13 protein-coding genes are annotated in these 23,506 nt (G+C 40.0%); 6 read left to right on the top strand and 7 right to left on the bottom strand.

What is annotated here, in order from left to right; genetic code table 11:
- Window positions 1–63: 63 nt before the first annotated feature.
- Genes I6F66_RS05445 through I6F66_RS05430 form a run of 4 tightly spaced genes read right to left on the bottom strand, consistent with a single transcriptional unit; the run spans window position 64 to window position 3,423 of the window.
- Window positions 64–783, bottom strand: a complete 720-nt coding sequence (locus I6F66_RS05445; RefSeq protein WP_197208875.1) for a HugZ family protein — start codon at window positions 781–783, stop codon at window positions 64–66.
- Window positions 780–1,568 carry a heme ABC transporter ATP-binding protein gene (locus I6F66_RS05440; protein WP_166377507.1) on the bottom strand — a complete coding sequence of 263 codons (789 nt, stop codon included), beginning with the start codon at window positions 1,566–1,568 and terminating at the stop codon, window positions 780–782. Before I6F66_RS05440 ends, I6F66_RS05445 begins: the two co-directional genes overlap by 4 nt.
- Complete coding sequence (locus tag I6F66_RS05435; RefSeq protein WP_197208874.1) at window positions 1,565–2,617, bottom strand: iron ABC transporter permease; 1,053 nt, start codon at window positions 2,615–2,617, stop codon at window positions 1,565–1,567. The genes I6F66_RS05440 and I6F66_RS05435 overlap by 4 nt, the downstream gene beginning before the upstream one ends.
- The gene (locus tag I6F66_RS05430) at window positions 2,614–3,423 is read right to left on the bottom strand and encodes a hemin ABC transporter substrate-binding protein (RefSeq protein ID WP_197208873.1); all 810 of its coding nucleotides are present in this window, start codon (window positions 3,421–3,423) and stop codon (window positions 2,614–2,616) included. The genes I6F66_RS05435 and I6F66_RS05430 overlap by 4 nt, the downstream gene beginning before the upstream one ends.
- A gap of 140 nt (window positions 3,424–3,563) precedes the next feature.
- Between I6F66_RS05430 and I6F66_RS05425 the strand changes: the two genes are divergently transcribed.
- Window positions 3,564–5,645: a TonB-dependent hemoglobin/transferrin/lactoferrin family receptor gene (locus I6F66_RS05425; RefSeq protein ID WP_197208872.1), complete on the top strand. Its 2,082-nt coding sequence runs from the start codon at window positions 3,564–3,566 to the stop codon at window positions 5,643–5,645.
- A 677-nt stretch (window positions 5,646–6,322) separates the two neighbouring features.
- On the opposite strand, the gene I6F66_RS05420 is transcribed toward I6F66_RS05425, so the two are convergent.
- Both I6F66_RS05420 and I6F66_RS05415 read right to left on the bottom strand, forming a co-directional pair.
- Window positions 6,323–7,846 (bottom strand): sensor domain-containing diguanylate cyclase, encoded by a 1,524-nt coding sequence (locus I6F66_RS05420; protein WP_165727926.1) that lies wholly within the window; start codon window positions 7,844–7,846, stop codon window positions 6,323–6,325.
- A gap of 459 nt (window positions 7,847–8,305) precedes the next feature.
- Window positions 8,306–12,328, bottom strand: a complete 4,023-nt coding sequence (locus I6F66_RS05415) for a rhombosortase-dependent M36 family metallopeptidase (protein ID WP_197119010.1) — start codon at window positions 12,326–12,328, stop codon at window positions 8,306–8,308.
- A gap of 149 nt (window positions 12,329–12,477) precedes the next feature.
- Between I6F66_RS05415 and I6F66_RS05410 the strand changes: the two genes are divergently transcribed.
- The 4 genes from I6F66_RS05410 (at window position 12,478) to I6F66_RS05395 (ending at window position 18,534) form a co-directional block, all read left to right on the top strand.
- The gene (locus I6F66_RS05410) at window positions 12,478–13,002 is read left to right on the top strand and encodes a hypothetical protein (RefSeq protein WP_024592711.1); all 525 of its coding nucleotides are present in this window, start codon (window positions 12,478–12,480) and stop codon (window positions 13,000–13,002) included.
- An 813-nt stretch (window positions 13,003–13,815) separates the two neighbouring features.
- Window positions 13,816–15,627: a glycoside hydrolase family 3 protein gene (locus tag I6F66_RS05405; protein ID WP_197208871.1), complete on the top strand. Its 1,812-nt coding sequence runs from the start codon at window positions 13,816–13,818 to the stop codon at window positions 15,625–15,627.
- Between the two features lies 1 nt (window position 15,628).
- Window positions 15,629–16,363: a 5-oxoprolinase subunit PxpA gene (locus I6F66_RS05400; RefSeq protein WP_197159935.1), complete on the top strand. Its 735-nt coding sequence runs from the start codon at window positions 15,629–15,631 to the stop codon at window positions 16,361–16,363.
- 152 nt (window positions 16,364–16,515) lie between these two features.
- On the top strand, window positions 16,516–18,534 hold the full coding sequence (locus I6F66_RS05395; protein ID WP_197208870.1) for a S9 family peptidase: 2,019 nt from the start codon (window positions 16,516–16,518) through the stop codon (window positions 18,532–18,534).
- Window positions 18,535–19,350: 816 nt separating this feature from the next.
- Here I6F66_RS05395 and I6F66_RS05390 read toward each other — a convergent pair.
- A complete protein-coding gene (locus tag I6F66_RS05390) occupies window positions 19,351–20,952 on the bottom strand; it encodes an isocitrate lyase (protein WP_165741547.1) in 1,602 nt (533 codons plus the stop codon).
- A gap of 241 nt (window positions 20,953–21,193) precedes the next feature.
- On the opposite strand from I6F66_RS05390, the gene I6F66_RS05385 reads away from it, so the two are divergent.
- Window positions 21,194–23,383 carry a malate synthase G gene (locus tag I6F66_RS05385; protein WP_165741548.1) on the top strand — a complete coding sequence of 730 codons (2,190 nt, stop codon included), beginning with the start codon at window positions 21,194–21,196 and terminating at the stop codon, window positions 23,381–23,383.
- The last annotated feature ends 123 nt before the right edge of the window (window positions 23,384–23,506 follow it).

Here is a 23,506-nt window from a genome sequence, read left to right as displayed (position 1 = left end):
GACGACATAGTTGGTGAATTTCTTAACCAGAGCTCAGGTTAACTATGTCGTCATGTATTTAGTTTAGTTATTGCGTGCTTGATTGGTTAGCGCAACCAGCGCTTTACGAACCTCTAACGGGCTGTTGCACTGGGTATTAAAATTAATAAAGTAATTACGCTTTTGGCTTTGTATATAAAAACCAGTGGGTAATAGGCCGCTCATTATTGGGGTGTTATCGGCTACGCCGTAGTGCTGCATTAATATGAGCGACATAGCATCTTGATGGTCGTCGTTCATGTGGCTTATCATGCTTTGCTGCTGGTTTTCATCCCAGTTTTTTGCCTCATCCTGCCATTCGTTTTGCTCAAGCCAAAATATTTTGCCAAAGCCACCAATGTAACGCACACGAATTACGTCTAATTGCCATAATTGAAAGTCGTGCGCGTTGCGATAGCTGGCGGCTTCGGGGTATAAGGCAATATAATTGTTGAGTAAAGTGTCTGCTTGCTCACTTGGCACAACAGAGCCATCACCTACGAGCGTTATGCGGCCGTGCTCGTTTTGATCGCCACTGTCGGTGGCGTCAAATACGGTAAGGCTCATACGTGAGTCGTGCTTTAGATTTTTAGTGTGCTGGGCTATATCGCTAATAAAAAAGTAAACACGGCCTTGTTCGTCGCACATATAGGGGGTTACTGAGCCAAACGGGTAGCCGCGTAAATTATTAGAAATAGTCGACATGACACCCGCATTGGTTTTGTAAACCAAGGTGCGTGCATCGTTTAATGCTTGCTCTCTCATAAAAACTCCTGACGTTGAGAAAAAACCATGGGTGCATCGTTATAAGGATGAGGATTTACGTGCAGTTTCATGGCGTACATTTGTTGTAAGTTTTGTTCAGTTAATACGGTGTTTATAGGCCCACTTTGCAGCACTTTTTTGTTGTGCAATAAAATAGCATCGGTTGCATAAAGGCTGGCTAAATTTAGATCGTGTATTGCAATAATGGCGCTGTTGCCCTGCTCTACAAAGGTTTTAACGCAGCTGAGCAGTGCATGTTGGTGGCGCATATCAAGTGCTGATGTAGGCTCGTCGAGCAGCATTAGTTTAGGCTCTGCCGATTGTGTAAAGGCATTAAGCTGCGCTAAGGTACGCGCCATATGAACACGTTGTTGCTCTCCGCCCGAAAGCGCACTTACGCGGCGAGTTAAGTAATGGCTTAAATCCATAATAGCGGCGTATTTATGTACTTTTTCGCTTTGCATTTTTAATGACTCTACATACGGGTAGCGGCCCATTGCAATAAGCTCAAATACAGTAAAATCAAACCCTACGTGGTTTGCTTGCATCATGACTGCGCGCTGTGTTGCAAGGCGTTTTTTAGCGTGTGAGGCTAAAGGCTTTGTATTAAAAAGTACACTGCCTGTAAAGGAATGCATTCCTGCTAAGGTATGCAGTAAGGTTGATTTACCCGCGCCATTTTCACCAAGTAGTGCGACAAGCTGCCCTGCTTTAGCACTGCCGCTAATGGTGTTTAAAACGTTATGATTATCAAAGCCAACGCTTAAGTTATTAAACGTGATCATGACCAACCTCGCTTATTTTTAACTATTAAATAAATAAACAATGGCGCGCCCAATAGCGCGGTAATAATGCCAATGGGTAGCTCTGCTGGCATTATAACAATGCGTGCTAACCAGTCAGAAAGTAGCAATACCACCACGCCAATTAGCATACAAAGCGGCAGCATATTACGTAAATGCGGCCCTACCATTAAGCGGGCAATATGTGGGACTACCAAGCCAACAAACCCTATTAAACCGGTAAGCGCTACAACCGCACCTACTCCTAATGCAACGAGTATAATTACATATAATTTAAGTTTATTAGTGTCTACTCCTAGGTACTGAGCTTGTGACTCGCCAATCAGGAGTAAGTTCATGGGGTTTTTTAACCGCCACAGGCCAATTAGGCTGATAAACAGTAACGGCGCCGCTTGAATAATAGTGCTCCAGCTTGCCCCGCCTAATGATCCCATGGTCCAATAATTTATTAATCGCAATGCACTGTCGTCGGCAAAAAAGCTCAATAACCCAATAATCGCAAAGGCTAACGCGTTAATAGCAACCCCGACTAATATAAGTGTGGTGATATTAATTTGCCCTTGCTGCTTGGCAATAAAATATACCAGCGAGGTAACGCCAAGCGCTCCTAAAAACGAGGCATAAGGTAAGTACAGCTGAGCGTTAAAATTAAACTGCGCGCTAAGTGCTATAAACGCCACAGCAACCATAGCCGCACCTGCACTAATACCAATAATAGATGGGTCGGCTAATGGGTTGCGGCATAATGCTTGAGTTGCCGCCCCTGTTTGGGCAAGTATCAGCCCTACTAATACAGCAAGTACAAAACGCGGCAAACGTATTTGCATTACCACATTAATTTGCAGGGCATCAAACTGGTTAAAGTACTCGGGCGCAAGCCAAGCAATGGCTAAACGCCAATCCCATCCGGCAGGCCCATACCCTATGCTTAGTAGCGCCAAAGCAAAAATACACACAGAGGCTAATAGCATCCATTTATGGGTTGGGCTAAGTGTTATGGGCGTAAAGCGGCTCAATGTTAGGGTGTTCATAATTGGGTTTTATATTCGTTAAGCTCATTAATTGCTGTGGCAATACGCGGCGACATGCCAAGCGAAAGTAAGCTATCCATTACAAGTAAGTTACAGCTTTGCGCGGCTTTTAATAAGCGTAGCGGAGCTTGCTTACAAAAGGCTTGTTTACCACCAAGGCTTTGTACAACATGCTTTGGCGCAACTAAAAAGTCGGGCTGATTTACAGCAAGTACTTCACTGTTAATTGCTTTAAAGCCTGAATGCGTAGTGGCTATATTAGTAATGCCAGCATAGCTAAATAATAAATTAGGGACGGTTTCTTGCCCTGCGGCAACAAGCCCGCGCTCATTAGCTGAGAGTAAAAATAGTGCACTGTGCGTTTGTTGTTTTGCTTTTTCAGGTAATGAGTTTGTAATGTGCGTAATAAGTGATTGCGCTTTTTGCTTGGCGTTTAAGTCGGTACCAAGGCGTTTAATTAGCTCAAGTAGCTCATTAACTGAGGTGGGCTTTTTATAATGAATTAGCTTAACCCCTGTTGCCTTAATTTGTTTAAGTGCTTGGCTTCGCCCTGCGCCTTCAAGCGCTAATAAGGTGGTTGGGCGCATTGAAAGTACGCCTTCTGCCGCTAAATCGCGGTAATAACCCACTTGTGGTAATTGCGTAGCTTGCTGCGGGTACATACTAGATTGATCAACTGCTACAAGGGTACTTTGTTTGCCCAGTGCATAAATTATTTCTGTAAGGGTGCCGCCAGCACTAATAACGCGCTCCTGTGCAAGTGCAGGTTGAGCGACTAAAGCAAACAATATAAATAGGTATTTCATTACAAACTCCGGCTTTTATTTTTCGGCTATTATAACTAGTTAAATCTAAATGAAAATGATTATCATAATTAATTGATCTTAATTTGACTTAGTTGTAACATCCTTGTCATAAATAATAACTATTATCATTTGGAGTTAAAGTGAACCCCTCTACATTTAAATTTACTGCTATAGCAGCCTTATTACTTGGCTCAGACACTGCATTTGCCGAAAACATAATTGACGAACATATTGTTGTGAGTGGCTCGCGCTTTGAACAAAAGCTTAAAGATGTAACTGGCTCAGTAACTGTTATTACCGAGCAAGATATAGAACGCCAGCTAGCTGTAGATTTACAAACTATGTTTAAATACGATTCAAGCATTGCAACCACTGGCAGCGGTGCAGGCGCGCAAACACTTACCGTACGTGGTGTTGGTGGTAACCGTGTTGTATTTATAAAAGATGGCCGACGCACCAACGATGGTTATGCTGGCGGAGGGGGTTATTTAGTTGGCCGTAATTACTTTGATGTAGCAGGCGTAAAACAAGTAGAAGTAGCCAAAGGTGCTGCATCGTCTTTATATGGCTCTGATGCACTCGGTGGCATTGTGGTTATAACCACTAAAGATCCAAGCGATTACTTAAAAGATAGCAGCAGCTTTGTAAAAATGGCACTAGGGTATCAAGGTCAAAGCAACCAAATTGCCGCTGATATTACCGCTGCAAAAGACTTAGGCGACTTTGCAGTAAGCGCAGTTTATAGCCACCGCGACAGCGAAGAAGTACAAAACTATGACGAAAACTTACCCGGTTATGATGCAAAGTCGGATGCTTTATTAGTTAAATTTGAGCAACAGCTTGATGAAAAACGCACACTTAAATACACCCTTGATTACTTTAATCAAACAATTGAGCAAGTAATAACTCCCGCCATTCAAGAAACTGAAGAAGACGACACTAGTTGGTCATTGGCGCTAGATTATCATTCAGAGGTAGCAACAGCGGCATTTGATAAATGGTACGGACAAGTGTCTTATAGTAGTTACGAGCAGCAAAGCGATCAAATTAGTGGCGCAAGCACCTACACCGATTATAACGACTATCGCTTTGAGCAAAATATTTTAGGTTTAAAAGCGGTATTTAATAAAGGGCTTAAAGGAGAAACCACCGATCACGAAGTGGTATACGGAGTTGATATCGATTTATACGACACCACTCGCCCACGTTTAAAAACACGTGTTTTAGCTGATGGTACGGTTGATTTTACAGACCAAAAACAAAAAGCGTTTCCGGGTGCCGATACCTCTTTAATTGGCGCTTATGTACAAGACAGTATTTCGTTTAAAAACAGTGCCTGGTCGGTTATTGCAGGCGTGCGATATGATTACTACACCCTAGAAGCTAAAAGTGATGAGCTTTACGCTGATGCGCAGCTTGATGATATTACCGAATCTGCTTTTTCGCCTAAGCTAGGTGTTATATATCAAGTGGATGATAACTTATCGTGGTATGGGCAATACGTACGAGGTTTTAAAATACCACCACACGACCAAGCTTATCAAAGCCACGGTGTAGAGCCGTTTTATCAAATATTACCAAACGCTGATTTAGACCCAGAAAGCAGCAACTCATTTGAGCTTGGGCTTAGATACGCAAGCAGCGATATTAGCGTAAATGTAAGTGCTTTTTATGCAGCATACGATGACTTTATAGAAACCGCCGTAGTGGGTGTTGAGCCAACGTATATTCCTGGCGTAAACAAAACGCTGTATCAGTATCAAAATATTAGCGAAACACAAATAAGCGGTGTAGAAGCAGGGATTGCCGTGTATGTTGCTGAAAATATACTGCTTGAGGCAAACGTAGCCTACGTTGATGGTGAAAACAAAGAAACCGATCAGCCACTTACCAGCATTAGCCCGTTAAACGGCTCAGTATTGTTAAGTACAGAACAGGGTAATATTAACTGGACCGCTGCATGGCGTTTAGCTAAATCGCAATCTGATGTAGTACTTGATGCAAACGGTGATAAAACCACACAAGGGCATGGCTACGGCGTTGTTGATTTATACGCAAACTACGAATGGCAAGCGTGGCGGCTAAATGTAGGTGTACTTAACTTGCTCGATAAAGAATATGTACCTTTTGAGTTGATTGCAGGTCAATCGCAAAGTGCTGATTTTAGCCAATACACCCAACCTGGGCGTAACTTTTCAGCAAGGGTAAGCTATCAGTTTTAATTAGGGCTAAACAAATGGCAATAAACGCTGCATGGGTATGCAGCGTTTATTGCACATATTTACTCAAGTCAAATTACTTAATGGTGAGTATACTCAGGTACACTTCTACATACTTAATGCCCATTAACACTTTATATAAACAGCACTTTTAAAGCCAAAATCGCCGTTATTTATAAATTAATTAATCGCAAAGTCTTGGTTTTCTAAATAGCTGGGGCGTTTTTAAAACATGCTGTTAGCTTACTTGCAAGCGTTGTATTTATTGCGCTGTCGCATTCTAATTCCCCGTTATACTCCCCCTTAGTAAGCGGCACTAATCTTAACGAGTCATAGCTTGGTTTACTTTGTATTTTATGAATTACCAAGCCTTGTTGCTGCGTTAGTTTTACTAATGAAAATGCATTTTTGTGTTTTATTAGTCGTGATTTTTCAACATATAACGGGTTTTAAAAAGTTAGTTTGGTAGTAAAACTGCTTTGGCATTAGCGTATTTACCAAATTTTTTGATTGATGACTTAGCACTTACAAAAATAACTGTAAAGGGGGTTAACAGTCACTATAGCAAAGGCATAGTAATGATTTACAAGCCATCAAAAGCAGATGGCTGGCTTAATAAACTCTCTGTAAAGTATTTATCAATTTAAAGTAATACAGTGTATTACTTAACTAAGCTGCGCTTAGCTAATATCGGCCACTACGCATCGGTTACGACCATGCTCTTTAGCATGGTATAGCGCCTTATCGGCACATTTATATACTTGGGCAATATCAGTACTATGCTCAGGCCAGGTCGCAATACCTATAGAAATAGTGATTTTTCCTATGGTGTTTATTTCTGTCGATTCTACTGTTTTACGTAAACGCTCTGCTATTTTATAGGCACTTTGGCTGTTTTCATTTGGTAGTACAAGAACAAATTCTTCACCGCCGATTCTTGATACTATGTCGTCTCTTCTTGATAGTTTTTTAATTATATTTGTTAGCGAAACTAAAGTTTCGTCGCCTTTATCATGTCCAAAAGTATCGTTAACACGTTTAAAAAAGTCGATATCAATTTCTAATATAGCGAATGGGGTTTGCTTTAGCATAAGCTGGTTAAGTAGGCCGTTTAAGCTTCTTCTGTTATGCGTATCTGTTAAGGGATCTGTTTGTGAGTCATGGCGTAGCACACCTATTTGTGCTTGTAATAAAGTAACCTCTCTTAACATCGCTAACTTCAGTTCTTGACTTTCAAAATACCACGACTTCACGCTTTTAAGTTTTTCTAAGCTTTTTGGATCATCGAGTGTATTTGCGTTATCGGCTAATCGCTTTAGCGGCCTTGCTATAAAGTGTGCGAATAAACCAATAAAAATAAATGTGACTAATGCCATAGGTATTGTTTGTTTAATGACTTCAATAGTTAATGTATCTAGCGAAGAGAGCGTTGATTCTAATGGTCTTTGCGCCACTATTCCCCATTTAGATAAAGTAATGGGTGCGTAGCCTGCGAGCATCGGCTTATTTAAGCTATTAATAACCGTTGAAGTGCCTATTTCGCCATCTATAACAGCGTCAATCACAGCATTGTTAGCAATAACGTTGCCGATTCTGGCAGGTTCTGGGTGATATAAAATGCGCTTATTTGAGCTAACAACATAAAGGTACGAACCACCTTTGTAGTAATGTTGTTCTAAAAGCTCATTTAAAATATTTTTCTCTTTTAAATAAAGAGAGCCCCCAATATAACCTAAATACTTACCTTCAGAATCAAATAGCGGGTGCGAAATAAAAACAATTAAATTATCAGCTGCCGATAAATAAGGCTCACTAATTAATGGGCGTTTTTCTTTTAGTGCTTCTATTGCTCCTGGAGACTGTATTTGTTGGCCTATTAAACTTTCAAAGTGAGGCGACGTCGCTGCAACTACACCATGTAAATTAATCACAACAGAGTTAAAGCTATCCGTTTGATGATTTAAACGAATGGCTTCATCGTTTAATAATTTGGAGTTATTTGGTGATTGCTCAATAATTTTAGCTGAGTATTCAAGCTGCTGAAGCGCAGACTTTAAAAAGTTATCAGTTGCGGAGGCTAATTTTTGTGCATAGGCTAAATTACTTTTTAGCGTATATGATGTTAACTGCTCTTTTTGAACCTGATAGGTAGAATAAAAACTCCCTACCAATGTGCTCAGTGCTGCAGAGAATGCGAGTAGCAATATAAGAAATCTTAAATTTAAAGCGGGTAGTAATTTATATAGCAAAGCTGCATTCCAAAGCACTCAAATTCAGCGCGTATTATACGAAGTTAGGTATTATACCCGTTTAAGTGTTTTTAATTAAGTTGGTTTGTTCAATTTAGCGACTATGCGTTAGGGTATGGCGTGATAAATAATATATTCCAGTATTGCCATTTTTTATCCTTTAATCAGTAAAACTCTAGCCAACTAAGTGAACGCACCGAGGTTGTTTATTAAGCTTTAAGATATAAGTTGTTGATGTCGTATAAAAAGGCAATATGACTAATAGATAAGTCAAAGTGTATGGCCATGAAAAAGTTAATATGAGGTCAGGACTAAAAACATCACACTAAGTTTATAAAAAAGGCCAGAAGCAAAAGCTACTGGCCTTTCATTAAAGCCGTCATGTGTTTAGAGACGACGGGATGTTATTTAAACTTATTTACTAACGTTTTTACGACGTCTATTAAACCATACTAATGGAGTAAGTAATAAAGCTATAAAGCCAAAACTACCACCACCGCTAGATTTTGCTTCTGTTACAGGCACTGTTGCTACCGCTTCATTTTTTACCATTACAGTACTTTGTTGAGTCACAGTTGTTACACCATCACTTACGGCAACTTCAAAAACAAGCTCTTCATCTGCAGTAATAGCTGCAGGTGTGAAGCTCAAAGTTGCTGTATCAGTACCAGTGAGCGTAGCATCACTACCGCTAACCTGAGTCCAAGCATAAGTTAGTGTTTGACCATTGCGATCTGACGCTGTTGCTGTAATTGTTCCTGTAGCAGATTCAGTAATTTCCGCTGATGCGCTTTCTACTAAAACAAGTGGAGCTGCGTTATCACATGCTAGTGAATCACCCGCTACAAGTTCTGAAAATACAGGAGATAAAACGTTAGACATAGTTAGGTTATCAATCCACCAACCTAAATCACTTACTGCGCCATCTGATGAAATTCTAAAGCGTACTTTTACTAAGTTGCCGTTTAGAGCATCACCAAAGTTGATAGTTTCATAATTACCATACGCGCCACTATCTTGTACGTTATTACCTGTGTATGTTTCACGTTCTTGAAGCTCTTGAGAATCGTTTTCGATTAGAACAGCGTCATAGCCAACATCAAATGTGCCGCCAATTTCAGTAGCATCAACCCAGTCACCACCATTAACACTAACTTCTACAACACCACCATCCCAGTTTTCCTCGATACTATAGAAATGCCAGAATGAAATTTCAAAGTCGCCAGAGTAACCGACTTCGAATGACTTACTCTCTACTGCTACATCCGATTGGAAGCCATTATTTACAAGGCGCATTGCTTGTGTGCCTAGGCCAAAGCCACCTTGTTCAAAGAATGCAATATTACTACTATTATCCATTACTTGAGTGCCAGCAGCTAAATCACCACCAAACATTACGTTTTCTTTTAAATCTAATAGTGATGAACTTGCTACTTCCATATCATCAGAAACTACAGCTCCAACAGGCGTTTCTGACTTAAAGCCCATATTTACTTCAAACGTAAGTGTTTGATCAAGCGCTTCAACGATATCATCGTCTGTTTCAATTTCAGGGAATGTGACTTCAATTTCTAGTGTTTCAGCTGTACCCGCTTCGTTCAAAGTAACTTTAATATCGTTACTTGTTATTGCTTCGTACGGTTGAACTTCACCAAAAGTAAGTAGGCCATCATTTTCAAATGTTACATCATGATCGCTTATAACTGTCAGTTGTGCTGTTGTACCACTAAGTACTTCACTACCACGGTTAGTAATTGTTACGCTAACCGTACTCGTTTCGCCTTTATCTAAAATATTGTCGTTAGTACAAAAACCAAGCTCTGTACCATTGTACATGTTGTTTAAGTCAGCACTTGCAAAAGCATAGCTAGAAAGCTGTGTTTTATCTGATTCAACTACACCAGTAAGGTCTTCACTGAAACGATCTGGCGATACTGCGCCAAGACCCATACCACGTTTAGCAAATGCGCCTACCATTAACTTGTAATCAGCAGGGTCTACTGCATAGGCAGCAGCTAAAATAGCATCACGTGCTTCAGTGTAGGTTGGTGCTATAGGTGTTAATTTGTAACCTGCAACTAAGTAATCTGCCATTCGAGTTTGTGCTTCATTAAAGCCATGCTCGTTAATAAGCGTTACGTAGTTTTCCCATAATACAGTTGCCCAAATTTCGCCGGCAGCATGAGGAGAAGCCACGCTTGTTGGTGAAATACCAATATCAGCACCAGCATTTTCAGTAATATGTCGGAACGATAATGCATTTACATCTGTATCAGTTGAATAAGGAAGACGACGAATACCGAAGTAGAAGTCTTCTACAAATGTGCCGCTACCATATGCTTTTTGGAACTTATCGTTACCTGTGATATTTATATCGCTTTCTTTAGCGATAAACATTAATGAGTGGAAATCGCCCCAGCCTTCGCCCATTGCGCGGCCTTGGAAGTTAATAAGGCCTGATGAATTACCGACTAAGCGGTTACTAATGTAGTGACCCCATTCATGAGCAATAATACCATTATCAAACGTACCATCTTTTAATGTTGCTTTGGTAAACATGTTTACAGTAACAACTTCACTAGCATCAATTAGGTCATACATTGCATGACCATCAGCGTAATTTAAACCCATATTTGGAATAGTTACAGTATCGTCTTCACCGCCCATTGGTGCCGGTTCTGCTGTATCTGGGTCATTATTAACAACGATAGTTGCTATTGCACCCGCATCTTGTGCATTTTTTACTTTAATTGTAAATGAGCATGAGCCACGGTCTACAATTGCAATTTTACCCGCTAGTTCAGCTGCATTTATAGCAGGCTCACAACCATCATTCACACTTGTTGAATCTACTGTATTTCCATCATCTAAACGAACAACTTCTGCAGCCACATCACTGAATTGGTATTTACCAAAGCCAGATTCTTTTGTTGAAGCTAAAAGGCCTAAAGAGTCATGTGAAGTTACTGTAATACCAAAATCTACACCAACAACGGCATCTTTACTGTTGTACAAGTACATTTGCATACGTGGGCTAGCACCATCAGCTGGCGTAGACATATTTGCGTTATTACGACCTGAGTTATCTTGAGCCTGTGCTTCAATCGGGTCACCTTCTACGCCGCCACGACCAAAGTTAGATACTTGAGCTACATTTGACGTTTCATCAAAACCATGATCATAGAAAAAATCATGTAAAAAGTTATTCATATAAAACAAGTTAACAATAGCCGCTTTACGGTTTGCGTAGCTATTTGCAACTTCATCTACTTTATAAGGGTAGTCAAATGTGAAGTCTGCTGTTGTTTCAGCAGTAAAGTCACCTTCACTAAAGTCTTGAGGTGCAACCACATCTGCGTAAGCAAATACGTTATTACCTGATGTTGTCGTTGCATCATCAGCTAACCATGGGTCCATTGTGCTTAGTTTACTGTAGTAAGATAGAGATACCATTGGCGCGTCTAAAATCTCAGTCTCGTCTACTTGCCCTGGGCCATCTGCAGGAATTACGTCACCGTGCGGGCTTTCCATTGGGTAGCCATCTTGGTTAGCGTAAACACGGTAATTAAAGTCAGCTGCATGAGATTTCAAATCTTTCGCAAAATATACTTTGCTGTTATTCGAATCTACTACATAACTAAAGTAGTCACTTTCTAAAGAGCCAACTTCTGCTACTTCTACTTCAATGTAGTAAGCAGATTTAAGCTCGCCTGCAACTTCAAAAAATACTTCTTTTGCACGTGGTGTACCTAAAACAATCTTAGAGTCATCTAATGATTTAGCCTCATACTTTGCATATCCACCCTCGTTACCAATTTTACGAAGTGAGACATCAATATTTGCTAATTCACTAAATGCTTTTTTTATACTTTGCTCAGAGCTTACAAAACCCGTTAATGCAGCAAGTTTATTTTTAGATGACGACGTATCAGCAAAATAACCCGAGCTTGCTACTAGGTTGTACTCTTTATCCATTAACAAGTTGTATTCGCGGTTAAAAACTTCAACACCGTTTACTTGTTGCTTGTATTTTGCACTAATAGAACCGCGTTTTTGCTCTGATAAATCAACCATAACAGCAGAAGATGCTGTTGTTTTACGATTACTAATACCTGTTAAAGTTTCAATATAAAAGTCAGCAGCATATTGATTACGGTTATCAGCTGCGATTAAAGCCATGTCAGGCTTACGCTGACCTATTGCTTGCCATAAAAATGTTGCTTTACCCATTTGTGCATCGTAAATAGATTTTTGACCCGATACAGTGGCGCGTTCGGCTAAGGTTCTCTGCTGAACAGCAGCTAAAGAAGTACCCTGAGTAACTGCATTTGTAGCACTTACATCATAAAATCGGGTTTGTTCAGCGGCCGTTAGCTCACCTGCTGCTAATGTTGATGCTACAACTATGGCAATAGTTGTTAATTTAAATTGAGACATGTATCCACCTGTTTGTATTTATTATATTAAAGTACTTAATGTTTTTTAATTGATTATTTTATGTAAACGCATAGTTAAGTTGTTAATATACATACTTGAATGAAGCTGAATAGCTTTAAATTTAGAGAAAAGTAAACAAAGGTAAACGAATGCAAAAAATAATTTTTATAAGTTCAGTGCCAATAATTGCAGCTTTATTACTATCTGCATGTAATAACAGTGAAAAAACAGAGGTTAACAACTCTCAGGCGCTACCTAAAACAGCAGAAATCATTATAAAAGAACCATCTAAGAACCAGAAAACTGACACTATTTTTCCTAAAAAAGAAAGTAGTCAAGGTATTATGAAAAAAGCATCTAAAAGCATAAATTCATCGGGTGATAAGCTTATTTTTAACTCTGAGCAGTTATTTAAAGGCGACGTTATTTATAATCAGAACTTAAAGCAAAAAGGTGTAGTAACAGGTACTCTTACCATTACATTAAATACCGATTCTTTGCCTGATGAGTTAAAAAATAATTATGAGTTAGTTAAATCGACAGCTCACAATTACACATTACTTGTTGAAAAGGATGTTGATATTGCAGGATTATCTAAAGATCTAAACAATTATAGCTCAGTGAGCAATGTAGAAGTTGCAATTGATTACTCTCCTATCGAAACACACTTTTAATCAGCAACAATGCACTTACCACTACCATACTTATTAACATGGTAAAGTACTTTGTCAGCACATTTGTAAACTTGGTCTATTTCGTTACTACGCTCAGACCAAGTTGCAATGCCAATAGGAATTATTATAAATCCAATAGTTTACGTATTTATAGACTCAACGGTTTGACGTGATCGCTCCGCTATTTTGCGCACTTTGCTGTTCTTATTAGGTAAAAAAATACAAATTCTTCTCTACCTAAATGCGCCACAATATTGTCTTTTCAAGATGATTTTTAGTTGAATAGGCAGGTTATTGCATTGCTGATTCTAAAGAGTATAAGTTGTTGATGCTAGTTTATTAGCGCAGGCATAGTTATTTTTAGTGTAAGTTTTTAACTGCTCCTTTTGTGCTTGGTAGGTAGAATAAAAGCGACTTACTAAAGTACTAATAAAGGCTGTAATCGTTAAATGAAAAATAAGAAATCGAAGATTAAGGCTATTAATAATTCTTTCGAAAATGAATGCCATCCTAAGTATTAGGCATTCAATACTTGCACCTATAATTGAGCATAAAGCCTGCAATTACACCCTATTAAAAATTTATTACCTAATATCAATAAAGCCAGAAAAAATATAACTTTTCACTAAGTTCAAAACTATAATTTTTCTTCAATTTTTACAATACGTTAATGGTTTTTGTAAAGAAAACCTTCTTTTGCAGTTACTTTAAAAAGTAGTTAAGCTGCATACATTTATCTACTTTTTAGCCTTGGAGTGTGTTTTGCTAAATAAGTGTATTGTACCGTCTATCGTTTTTTTATCTGGGTGTTTAATGCCATTACAATCCTCGTTTGCTAAACCCGTGCTTTCTCTTGAACAACAACTTGGGCAAAAGTTAATACTCGACTTTCGCTACTTTTGCCAGCAAGGAGCAAGTAATAAATGCCGAACTCCAATGACCGAGTTACCTAATGAGCTTGCCGTCGCTATTGCTAAATACGATATTGGCGGAGTTATTTTATTTTCTGAAAACACTCAATCAATAGAACAAACCATTACGCTTAATAGCCAATTGCAAACAGCTGCAAGTAAGTCCAGTAGTAAGCTGCCTTTATTTATATCAATAGATCAAGAAGGCGGACGTGTAGCGCGTTTACCACGCGATGTTGCTACATCATTTACCGGTAATATGTCGATTGGCGCAACGTACAAAAAACACGGTACAAGCTTTGCCACAAAAACAGCAACAGTAATAGCTAAAGAGCTAAATTCGCTGGGTATCAATGTAAATTATGCGCCTACGGTTGATGTAAACATGAACCCCGATAACCCTGTTATCAACGTACGCTCATTTGGTGAAAACCCAGCACTCGTTAGTAAGCTAGGCGCAGCTCAAGTTGCAGGGTTTGAAAACAATGGCGTTATTACTTCGTTAAAGCACTTTCCTGGGCATGGCGATACAAATGTAGATAGCCATACAGGTTTGCCTCAAGTAAACCATGTAAAAGAGGTTATTTACGAGCAAGACCTATCACCGTTTAAACACATTATCGCCAAGCAAAACCCTGGCATGATCATGACGGCGCATATCCAGTATCCAGCGCTCGATAGCACAACGTTTGTAAGTGTTGATGGCAAAACCATGATAAAACCGGCAACAATGTCGCGCGCAATCATTACTGATATTTTACGCGGTGAGCTTAATTACCAAGGTGTTGTAGTAACCGATGCGCTTGATATGGCAGGTATTAGTAACTTTTTTACACCAACTCAAGCGGTAATTAATACGTTTGCGGCTGGGGCTGACATTGCCCTAATGCCCGTTGAAATTAGAACGCCGGATGATTTAAACAAGCTCGATGACCTTATTAAAGAGCTTGTTGCAGCGGTTAAATCAAAACAACTTGATGAGCAAGAAATAGCACAATCTGCGATGCGTATTACCTCTCTTAAAAATAAATTTAGATTAAGCACTAATTTTGACCCTATTACCGCGCTTACTGAAGCTAAGCAGGTTATTGGCAGTGCAGCACATCGTGAAATAGAAGCGCAACTTGCTGTAGAGGCTATAACGCAGGTTAAAAATAATAACAGTATTTTACCGCTTAATTTAAAAGCAGGAAGTAATGTTCATATTATTATGCCCGACACGCGTAAATGTATGGCAATGCAGCAAGCAATTGAAGCTACCAGCCAGCAAAAATTCACCTATAGCTGTAGTAGCTTACAAGGGTTCGACCCTGCACTCGCAAAAGCACAAATACACGCTGCTGATATAGTTATAGCCGGCAATGCAACGCCTAATCAAAGTGCGGTAGAAATTGGCGGTATGGATGATTTAAAAGACGATCCTAATTTTGCACTTAATAATGCAGAGCAACCAAAAGCACTTGAGTCATTATTAAATATGGCAAAAGAGGAAAATAAAAGCACTGTTTTTATAAGCCTAAGAGCACCGTACGACATTGCTAAATTTGGTAATTATGCAAATGCTGTACTTGCATCCTACGCATATAATATTGATGTAGATAAAAACGATATTGTATCTGGGCCTGCTTTTACCGCCCTTGCAAAAGTGTTACTGGGTGAAGCGCCTGCTAACGGCGTACTGCCTGTTATAATAAAATCGCAAAAGGCGCATTAATATGAAACTTAATTGTGATTTAGGCGAAAGTTTTGGCGCGTGGAAAATGGGGCTAGACGATGATGTAATGCCACATATTGATATGGCTAATATTGCCTGTGGTTTTCATGCCGGCGATGCCGATGTAATGGCAAGCACGCTCACACTTGCCAAACAATATAACGTACAAATTGGCGCTCACCCCAGCTACCCAGACCTGCAAGGTTTTGGTAGGCGCTCAATGAATCTTAGTACAAGCGAGCTAATAAACTGCCTGCATTATCAAATAGCCGCTATTGAGGGCATGGCAAAAGTACAAGGTTTAACGCTTAGCTATGTTAAACCGCATGGCGCACTTTATAACGACATGATGGCAAATGAGTCAATATTACAAACCGTTATAAATGCAATTGCCAGCTACCCTACCGATTTAAAACTAATGGTTTTAGCGACTAAAAATGCCAATAAGCACATTCAGATAGCTAAAAACTCAGGAGTTGAGCTAATACTCGAGGCATTTGCCGATAGACAGTACACCGACGACGGGCATTTAGTGTCACGAACACTTGAGGGTAGTGTTCACAACAAAGCTGCATTACTAAAACAAGTAACTCAGCTTTTATCCGATGGCAGCGTGACAACACGAACTGGAAAAAAGCTAACGCTCAACGCCGATAGCTTATGCGTACATGGCGACAACGCTGATGGCATAGCGCTTATAAAAGATATAAAAGCCCTGTGTAACTCAGCTAACTAAACTTTTACACAACCTCAAATAGAAGCTGTAAACCCCCTTTACAGCTTTAACTCATAGAGTTAAATAAGAGCTTCATCGCATCCTACTGTTAATTTAATAATCCCTAACATATAACTACTTAGCAAATTAAAAAAGTAACAACAGGGATTAAAATGAAACAGCTTTTAACACTTAGCCTCATTTTAGGCTGTAGCAATTTAGCCTACGCTGAAACAAATACACTACAACTGCAAGACGTGTTTAATTTAGAATATGCGAATCAGATAGATATAACCGAAGACGGTAAAACCGTTTACTTTGTGCGTAATCGTATGGATATAAAAACAGATCGCAAAGTGGGTAATATTTGGTCTGTTGATTACAAAACCAAACAAATGCAGCCGCTAACCTCTGGCGTGCACATAGATTACTCGCCAGTTCTTTCTCCTGATGGTCAGCGCCTTGCGTTTATATCAACCCGTGACGGCAGCAGCCAAATATATATTAAGTGGCTTAAAACAGGCGCTATGGCAAAAATTAGTAATCTAACGAATAGCCCACGTGCTATTACATGGAGCCCTAACTCTAGCCAATTAATATTTAGCATGTTTGTTCCAAGTGCTGCTTCAGCGCCAGTAACCTTACCAGGCAAACCTAAAGGGGCAACGTGGGCAGAACCAGCTAAATTTATTGACGATGTTTATTACCGTTCAGATGGTGGCGGTTACACGCAAAAAGGTTTTAGCCAAGTATTTTCTATAGATGCTAACGGGGGGAATGCTAAACAGCTTACTCATGATGAGTTTGATAACGCAGGTGATGTTAGTTTTAGTAAAGATGGTAAATCGCTTTACTTCTCTGCAAATAGACACACAAACAATCAGTTAAAGCCTACAAATAGTGAAATTTATAAATTTGATTTAGCTTCGCAAAATATAACAGAAATTACTGACCGAAATGGACCTGACGAGCAACCTAAAATCTCTCCCGATGGTCGTTACTTAGCGTACACAGGTTACGATGATAAACGCACTAACTACGAAAACGCTCAGCTTTATATTCGTGATTTAAAAACAGGTAACACAACTAGCTTAACGCCAGATTTTGATCGTAGCGTAGGTCAAATGAAATGGAGTGCAAACTCCAAAGGCATATACTTTAGCTATGCAGATAAAGGTCAAACCGCCCTCGCCTATCAACCACGCAGCGGCAAGCGTAAAATAATAACAACTCAAATTGGCAGTGTTGCCTTTGGACGCCCTTATTCTGGTGGTGACTTTGATGTAAGCGAAGATGGCGAAGTAGCCTTTACCCTTGCCGATACTCAGCGCCCTGCTGATATAGCAACAATTAAACGCGGTAAAGCGCAGCGTTTAACTACCCTTAATAGTGATGCTCTGGCTGATAAAACTTTGGCTAAAGTGGAAGAAATTTGGATTAAATCAAGCCACGATGAGCTACCAATCCAAGGTTGGATTGCTTACCCACCAGAATTTGACAGCAGCAAAAAATATCCGCTAATACTAGAAATACATGGCGGTCCAGTAGCTAATTATGGCCCGCACTTTAGCGCTGAAATTCAGCTGTTTGCAGCCAAAGGAAATGTAGTTTTATACATGAACCCACGTGGTAGTGATTCATACGGTAAAGAGTTTGCACAAACTATTCATCATAATTATCCAAGTAACGATTTTGATGATTTAATGACTGGCGTTGATGCGCTAATAGCGAAAGGCTTTATTGACGAGTCTAAATTGTTTGTAACCGGTGGCTCTGGCGGTGGTGTATTAACAGCTTGGATTGTAGGTCATACAGATCGCTTTGCTGCGGCTGTAGTTGCTAAGCCTGTTATTAATTGGATCAGCTTTGTACTAACTGCCGATTTTTACCCGTTTTTTGCTGATTACTGGTTTCCGGGTAAACCGTGGGATCACATTGAGCATTACATGAAGCGCTCGCCTATTAGTTATGTTGGAAACGTTAAAACTCCTACTATGTTGCTCACTGGCGAATCTGACTACCGTACACCAATATCAGAAACTGAGCAGTTTTATCAGGCATTAAAACTACAAGGCGTTGATACTGCAATGGTGCGCATTCCTAATGCATCGCATGGTATTACAGCTCGCCCATCAAACTTAATGACTAAAGTAGCTTATATTCAATGGTGGTTTGATAAACACACTAAATAAACTCTGGGTAATAAATTTATAGCTCAAATAAAAGCCACTTCAAATAAGTGGCTTTTATGTTTACCGCCTTAGTATTCAAACTGTAAACCCCCTTTACACTTCTGTGGCAGTTAAATATCGGACTTAGCTAAAACTTCAGTTAGTAAAATTTCGGTTTATAGCATTTTTTGTAACTTGAGTTGGTAAAAAATCGGTTTGAGTCACTGTTTATAGCCTATCAGTTAGTAAAATTTTGTTTTATAGCACAGAGAAGTTAGTAAAAAATCGGTTTATAAATTCGCTAAGTTTGCTTATTAAAACAAAAATCAGTCACTTACCTGCCTTTTAAAGTTGTTGTAAACGCTTTTTACAGCAAAATCACCCCAAATATGCTGTTTTATGAAAGGTTAGTTAAACTCTGATCTGTAAATTCACTCAGGTAGTTAAATAGTGATCCAACATGATTTGGCAAGGGCGTGTTGAACTTTGGTGGGTTAATTTGCAGCAGTATGTTTGGTTTTTAGGCAAGACGGAGCTTATGTAGTGTGGTTATTCCCCATGAATAGGCGATAACGTAGCATAAATACCAAACATGCGCTGCCCTTTGGGTTCTTTCTAGGGACGATAAACTCTTTGTTGCTCGGTTTTTACTTAGCCCACTAGGTTACAAACCTCGCGCCGCGATTTAATCGCCCCTAGATTGAACAAATTTCAATCCACAAAGATCAACACGCCCTAGTTAAAGTCTGATCTGTAATTGTGCTTCAATGTTCTAACTTTACTTAAAGCAATAAAAAAGGGCCTATTGGCCCTTGAGTAACACTATCTAGTTAGGAATTAAAATTGGTTCATGGTGTTATCTTCACCACCGGCTTTTAGCGCATTATCACCAGAGAAGTATTCTTTGTGTGTATCGCCCATGTTAGAACCCGCTAAATCTTGGTGCTTAACAGAAGCCTGCTCACGGCGAATCTCTTGGCGCTGTACATCACGTACGTACGCCAGCATACCCATGTCGCCAAAGTAACCTTCTGATAAAATATCAGTGCTTAGCGCAGCTGTATGGTACGTAGGCAGAGTAATTAAGTGATGGAAAATACCGGCTTCACGTGCGCCATCGCGTTGGAAGTTTTGCACTAGTAAATCGGCTGCTTGAGCAAGCTCTGTTGCATCCATTTCTGGAGCCATTAAGCCTTTGTTGTCGCCAAGGCTTGGGTAAGCACTTAAGTCACGGCCAGCTTCTTGCCATTCTTGATATACTTGCTCACGGAACTTAAGCGTCCAGTTAAACGAAGGCGAGTTGTTGTATACCAGTTTTGCATTTGGCACGTGTTCTTTTACACGATTTACCAGCTCTGCGATTTGTTTAACATGTGGTTTTTCTGTTTCAATCCACAGTAAATCAGCGCCCGACTGCAAGCTCGTAATACAATCTAGAACTACGCGGTCTTTTTCAGTGCCTTCGCGGAATTGAAATAAACCGTTATCTAGGCGAGTTGGTTTACATAACTGGCCATTAATTTTCATTGCCGTGTCGCCTTCATTTAAGTCATCAACACCGTTAATTGGCGTGGTTTCTAAAAATGCATTGTACTGGCTTGCTAAATCACCAGGTGTTTGCGACACAGGTACTTTTTGAGTAAGGCTGGCACCTAATGAATCTGTGCGTGCCACAATAATACCGTTATCAATACCGAGTTCTAAAAAAGCGTAACGTACTGCATTGATTTTTGCTAAAAAGTCTTCGTGCGGTACTGTAACTTTACCCGCTTGGTGACCACATTGCTTAGCGTCAGACACTTGGTTTTCTATTTGAATGGCACACGCACCGGCTTCAATCATTTTTTTAGCGAGTAAATAAGTTGCTTCTTCGTTACCAAAACCAGCGTCAATATCAGCAATAATTGGCACAACATGGGTTTCAAAGTTGTCTATTTTATCAATAACCGCTTGAACGTCACCGCCATTCGCTTTTGCTGCATCTAGGTCATTAAATAAGTGGTCAAGTTCGCGTGCATCAGCTTGCTTTAAAAACGTATAAATTTCTTCAATTAATGCAGGAACCGACGTTTTTTCGTGCATGCTTTGATCTGGCAGCGGGCCAAATGCAGAGCGAAGCGCTGCAACCATCCAGCCACTTAAGTACACATAGCTGCGTTTAGTTGTTTTTTGGTGGCGCTTAATAGCCATCATCATTTGTTGGGCAGTAAAACCATGCCAACACCCCAAAGACTGTGTGTACTGGCTTGTGTCTGCGTCATATGCAGCCATATCTTCACGCATTACGTCTGCTGTGTATTGCGCAATTTCAATCCCAGTACGAAAGCGGTTTTGTAAACGCATACGGCTTGCGTATTCAGGGTTAATAGCTTTCCATGGGCTGCCTTGAGATTGGCAAAGAGTAGAAAGAGTGTCTGTTTCGCGTTGATATGTTGTCATAATAAAATCCTTCGAACGAGTGTGTAAATTATTTTAATGTTGTGAGAGTGGCTAGGAGTGTGTGCTCCGTTTCGCTTGATTCAACATTAGGCTCATTTTTTAGATTTAGTAAATTTATAGTTATTATTGCGGCTATACATTTTGTGAATGGCTAAAAAGCACTCAACATTGCTTTTTTGAGTTATTGTTGCCTTAACGCACAAGCACACAACAACATCGCGACCGTTTAAGGAAGGCAATTATGTCCCACACTCTCACACATTCAGGACTCAGCGTAGACACACAACTTGCTGATTTCGTTAAAAACCAATTACTCCCTGGCACGCATTTGAGTGAGCAGCAGTTTTGGCAAAACTTTGCACATATAGTGCAAACACTTACCCCTACAAACACAGCATTGCTTGAAAAGCGAGAGCTGCTTCAAAAGCAAATAGACGACTACCATCTTGCTAATAAAGCGTGGGATAGCGTTAAGTACCAAGCCTTTTTGCAAGATATTGGTTATTTAGTAAAAGAGCCTGCCAACTTTGAGATTGAAACTCAAAATGTAGAACCCGAGGTAGCGCTTACAGCAGGGCCTCAGTTGGTTGTGCCTGTAAGTAACGCACGCTTTGCACTTAATGCTGCTAACGCACGTTGGGGTTCGTTATACGACGCTTTATACGGCACTGATGTGTTAAGCGAAGACGATGGCGCCGAAAAAGGCACTACTTACAACCCAGTACGTGGTTTTAAAGTCATGGCCTACGCTCGTCAGTTTTTAGATAAAGCATTGCCGCTGACTAATGGCTCGCACATAGAAAGCACTAATTATTCAGTAGTAGATGGCGCACTTTTAATTACGTTACGTGATAGCTCTCAAACCACATTAGCCGACCCATCTCAGCTTATTGGCTATCAAGGTGAAGCGCAAAATCCTACTGTAGTATTATTAAAAAACAATGATTTACACATAGAGCTACATATCGATCACCACCACATTATTGGCCAAGCAGATAAAGCAGGCTTAAAAGATGTAGTGTTAGAGGCCGCACTCACCACCATTATGGACTGTGAAGATTCAGTAGCTGCAGTAGATGCAGAAGATAAAGTACAGGTTTATAAAAATTGGCTTGGTTTGATGCAAGGTAACTTAGTTGAATCGTTTAAAAAAGGCGATAAAACCGTAGAGCGTACCCTACAAAGTGATAAAATATACACCGCACTTGACGGCGGCACCGTTACTTTAAAAGGCCGCAGCATGATGTTTGTTAGAAACGTTGGCCATTTAATGACGAACCCTGCTATTACCGATGTGTACAATCAACCGGTATTTGAAGGCATTATGGATGCGATGTTTACAGCCACCGCTGCCCTGCACGACCTAAACAAAAAAACAGGTATAAAAAATACCAGCGCGCAAAGTATTAATATAGTAAAACCAAAAATGCACGGCCCTGAAGAAGTGGCGTTTACTAACACTTTATTTAGCCTAGTAGAGGAAGCGCTAAGCTTACCTAAAAACACCCTTAAAATGGGTATTATGGATGAAGAACGCCGTACATCTGTAAACCTAAAAGCCTGTATTCATGCAGCTAAAGAGCGTGTGGTATTTATCAACACCGGATTTTTAGATAGAACCGGCGATGAAATTCATACCTCTATGCAAGCGGGTGTTGTACTTCCAAAAGCACAGATTAAACAGCAATCATGGATAAGCGCATATGAGGATCGCAATGTCGATATTGGCCTTGCTTGTGGCTTAAGTCATAAAGCACAAATTGGTAAAGGCATGTGGCCAATGCCAGATAAAATGGCATTAATGATGGAGCAAAAACTAGCACATCCTAAATCAGGCGCTAATACAGCATGGGTGCCCTCCCCTACAGCCGCTACTCTGCACGCAATGCATTATCACGATGTAAACGTATTTACCGAGCAGCAAAGTATTGCTAAACGTACTATTGCTAGCCTTAATGACCTGCTTACACCGCCGCTAATGGCAGACCCTAAAACGCTTTCAAAAGAAGATATTCAAAGCGAGCTTGAAAACAACGCACAAGGCATTTTAGGCTACGTTGTACGTTGGATTGATCAAGGCGTTGGCTGCTCAAAAGTACCCGACATTAACCATATCGGGCTAATGGAAGACAGAGCAACACTGCGTATTTCAAGCCAGCATATGGCTAATTGGTTGCTAAATGGCGTGTGTTCACAGGCGCAAATAAAATCAACAATGGCTAAAATGGCCAAAGTAGTTGATGGTCAAAACGAGCACGACACTGCATATACACCCATGGCAACAAACGAAGAAACCCTTAATAACAGCATTGCCTATCAAGCCGCTACTGCATTAGTTTTAGAGGGCGTAACACAACCTAGTGGTTACACTGAACCACTACTACATAGCTACCGTATAAAATATAAAGTACAAAAAACGAATACGCTTTAACCGCTTAAGCAAAGTTCAGATTAAGTACTAAACCAGCTTTTAAGCTGGTTTTTTATCGTCTGGAATTAAAAAAGCAGCGCTTATATGGCATTTTAAAGGTATATAGATAATACACATGAATAT

Origin of the sequence: Pseudoalteromonas sp. NZS100_1 (assembly GCF_015864285.1) — a bacterium.
Lineage (GTDB): Bacteria > Pseudomonadota > Gammaproteobacteria > Enterobacterales > Alteromonadaceae > Pseudoalteromonas > Pseudoalteromonas arctica.
This window is presented reverse-complemented; position numbering and strand designations above follow the sequence as displayed.

Coding starts and splice junctions, on each gene's coding strand:
- I6F66_RS05415 (WP_197119010.1), bottom strand. CDS start 12,328: ATGTCTCAATTTAAATTAACAACTATTGCCATAGTTGTAGCATCAACA.
- I6F66_RS05405 (WP_197208871.1), top strand. CDS start 13,816: ATGCCATTACAATCCTCGTTTGCTAAACCCGTGCTTTCTCTTGAACAA.
- I6F66_RS05390 (WP_165741547.1), bottom strand. CDS start 20,952: ATGACAACATATCAACGCGAAACAGACACTCTTTCTACTCTTTGCCAA.
- I6F66_RS05410 (WP_024592711.1), top strand. CDS start 12,478: ATGCAAAAAATAATTTTTATAAGTTCAGTGCCAATAATTGCAGCTTTA.
- I6F66_RS05435 (WP_197208874.1), bottom strand. CDS start 2,617: ATGAACACCCTAACATTGAGCCGCTTTACGCCCATAACACTTAGCCCA.
- I6F66_RS05445 (WP_197208875.1), bottom strand. CDS start 783: ATGAGAGAGCAAGCATTAAACGATGCACGCACCTTGGTTTACAAAACC.
- I6F66_RS05440 (WP_166377507.1), bottom strand. CDS start 1,568: ATGATCACGTTTAATAACTTAAGCGTTGGCTTTGATAATCATAACGTT.
- I6F66_RS05430 (WP_197208873.1), bottom strand. CDS start 3,423: ATGAAATACCTATTTATATTGTTTGCTTTAGTCGCTCAACCTGCACTT.
- I6F66_RS05385 (WP_165741548.1), top strand. CDS start 21,194: ATGTCCCACACTCTCACACATTCAGGACTCAGCGTAGACACACAACTT.
- I6F66_RS05395 (WP_197208870.1), top strand. CDS start 16,516: ATGAAACAGCTTTTAACACTTAGCCTCATTTTAGGCTGTAGCAATTTA.
- I6F66_RS05400 (WP_197159935.1), top strand. CDS start 15,629: ATGAAACTTAATTGTGATTTAGGCGAAAGTTTTGGCGCGTGGAAAATG.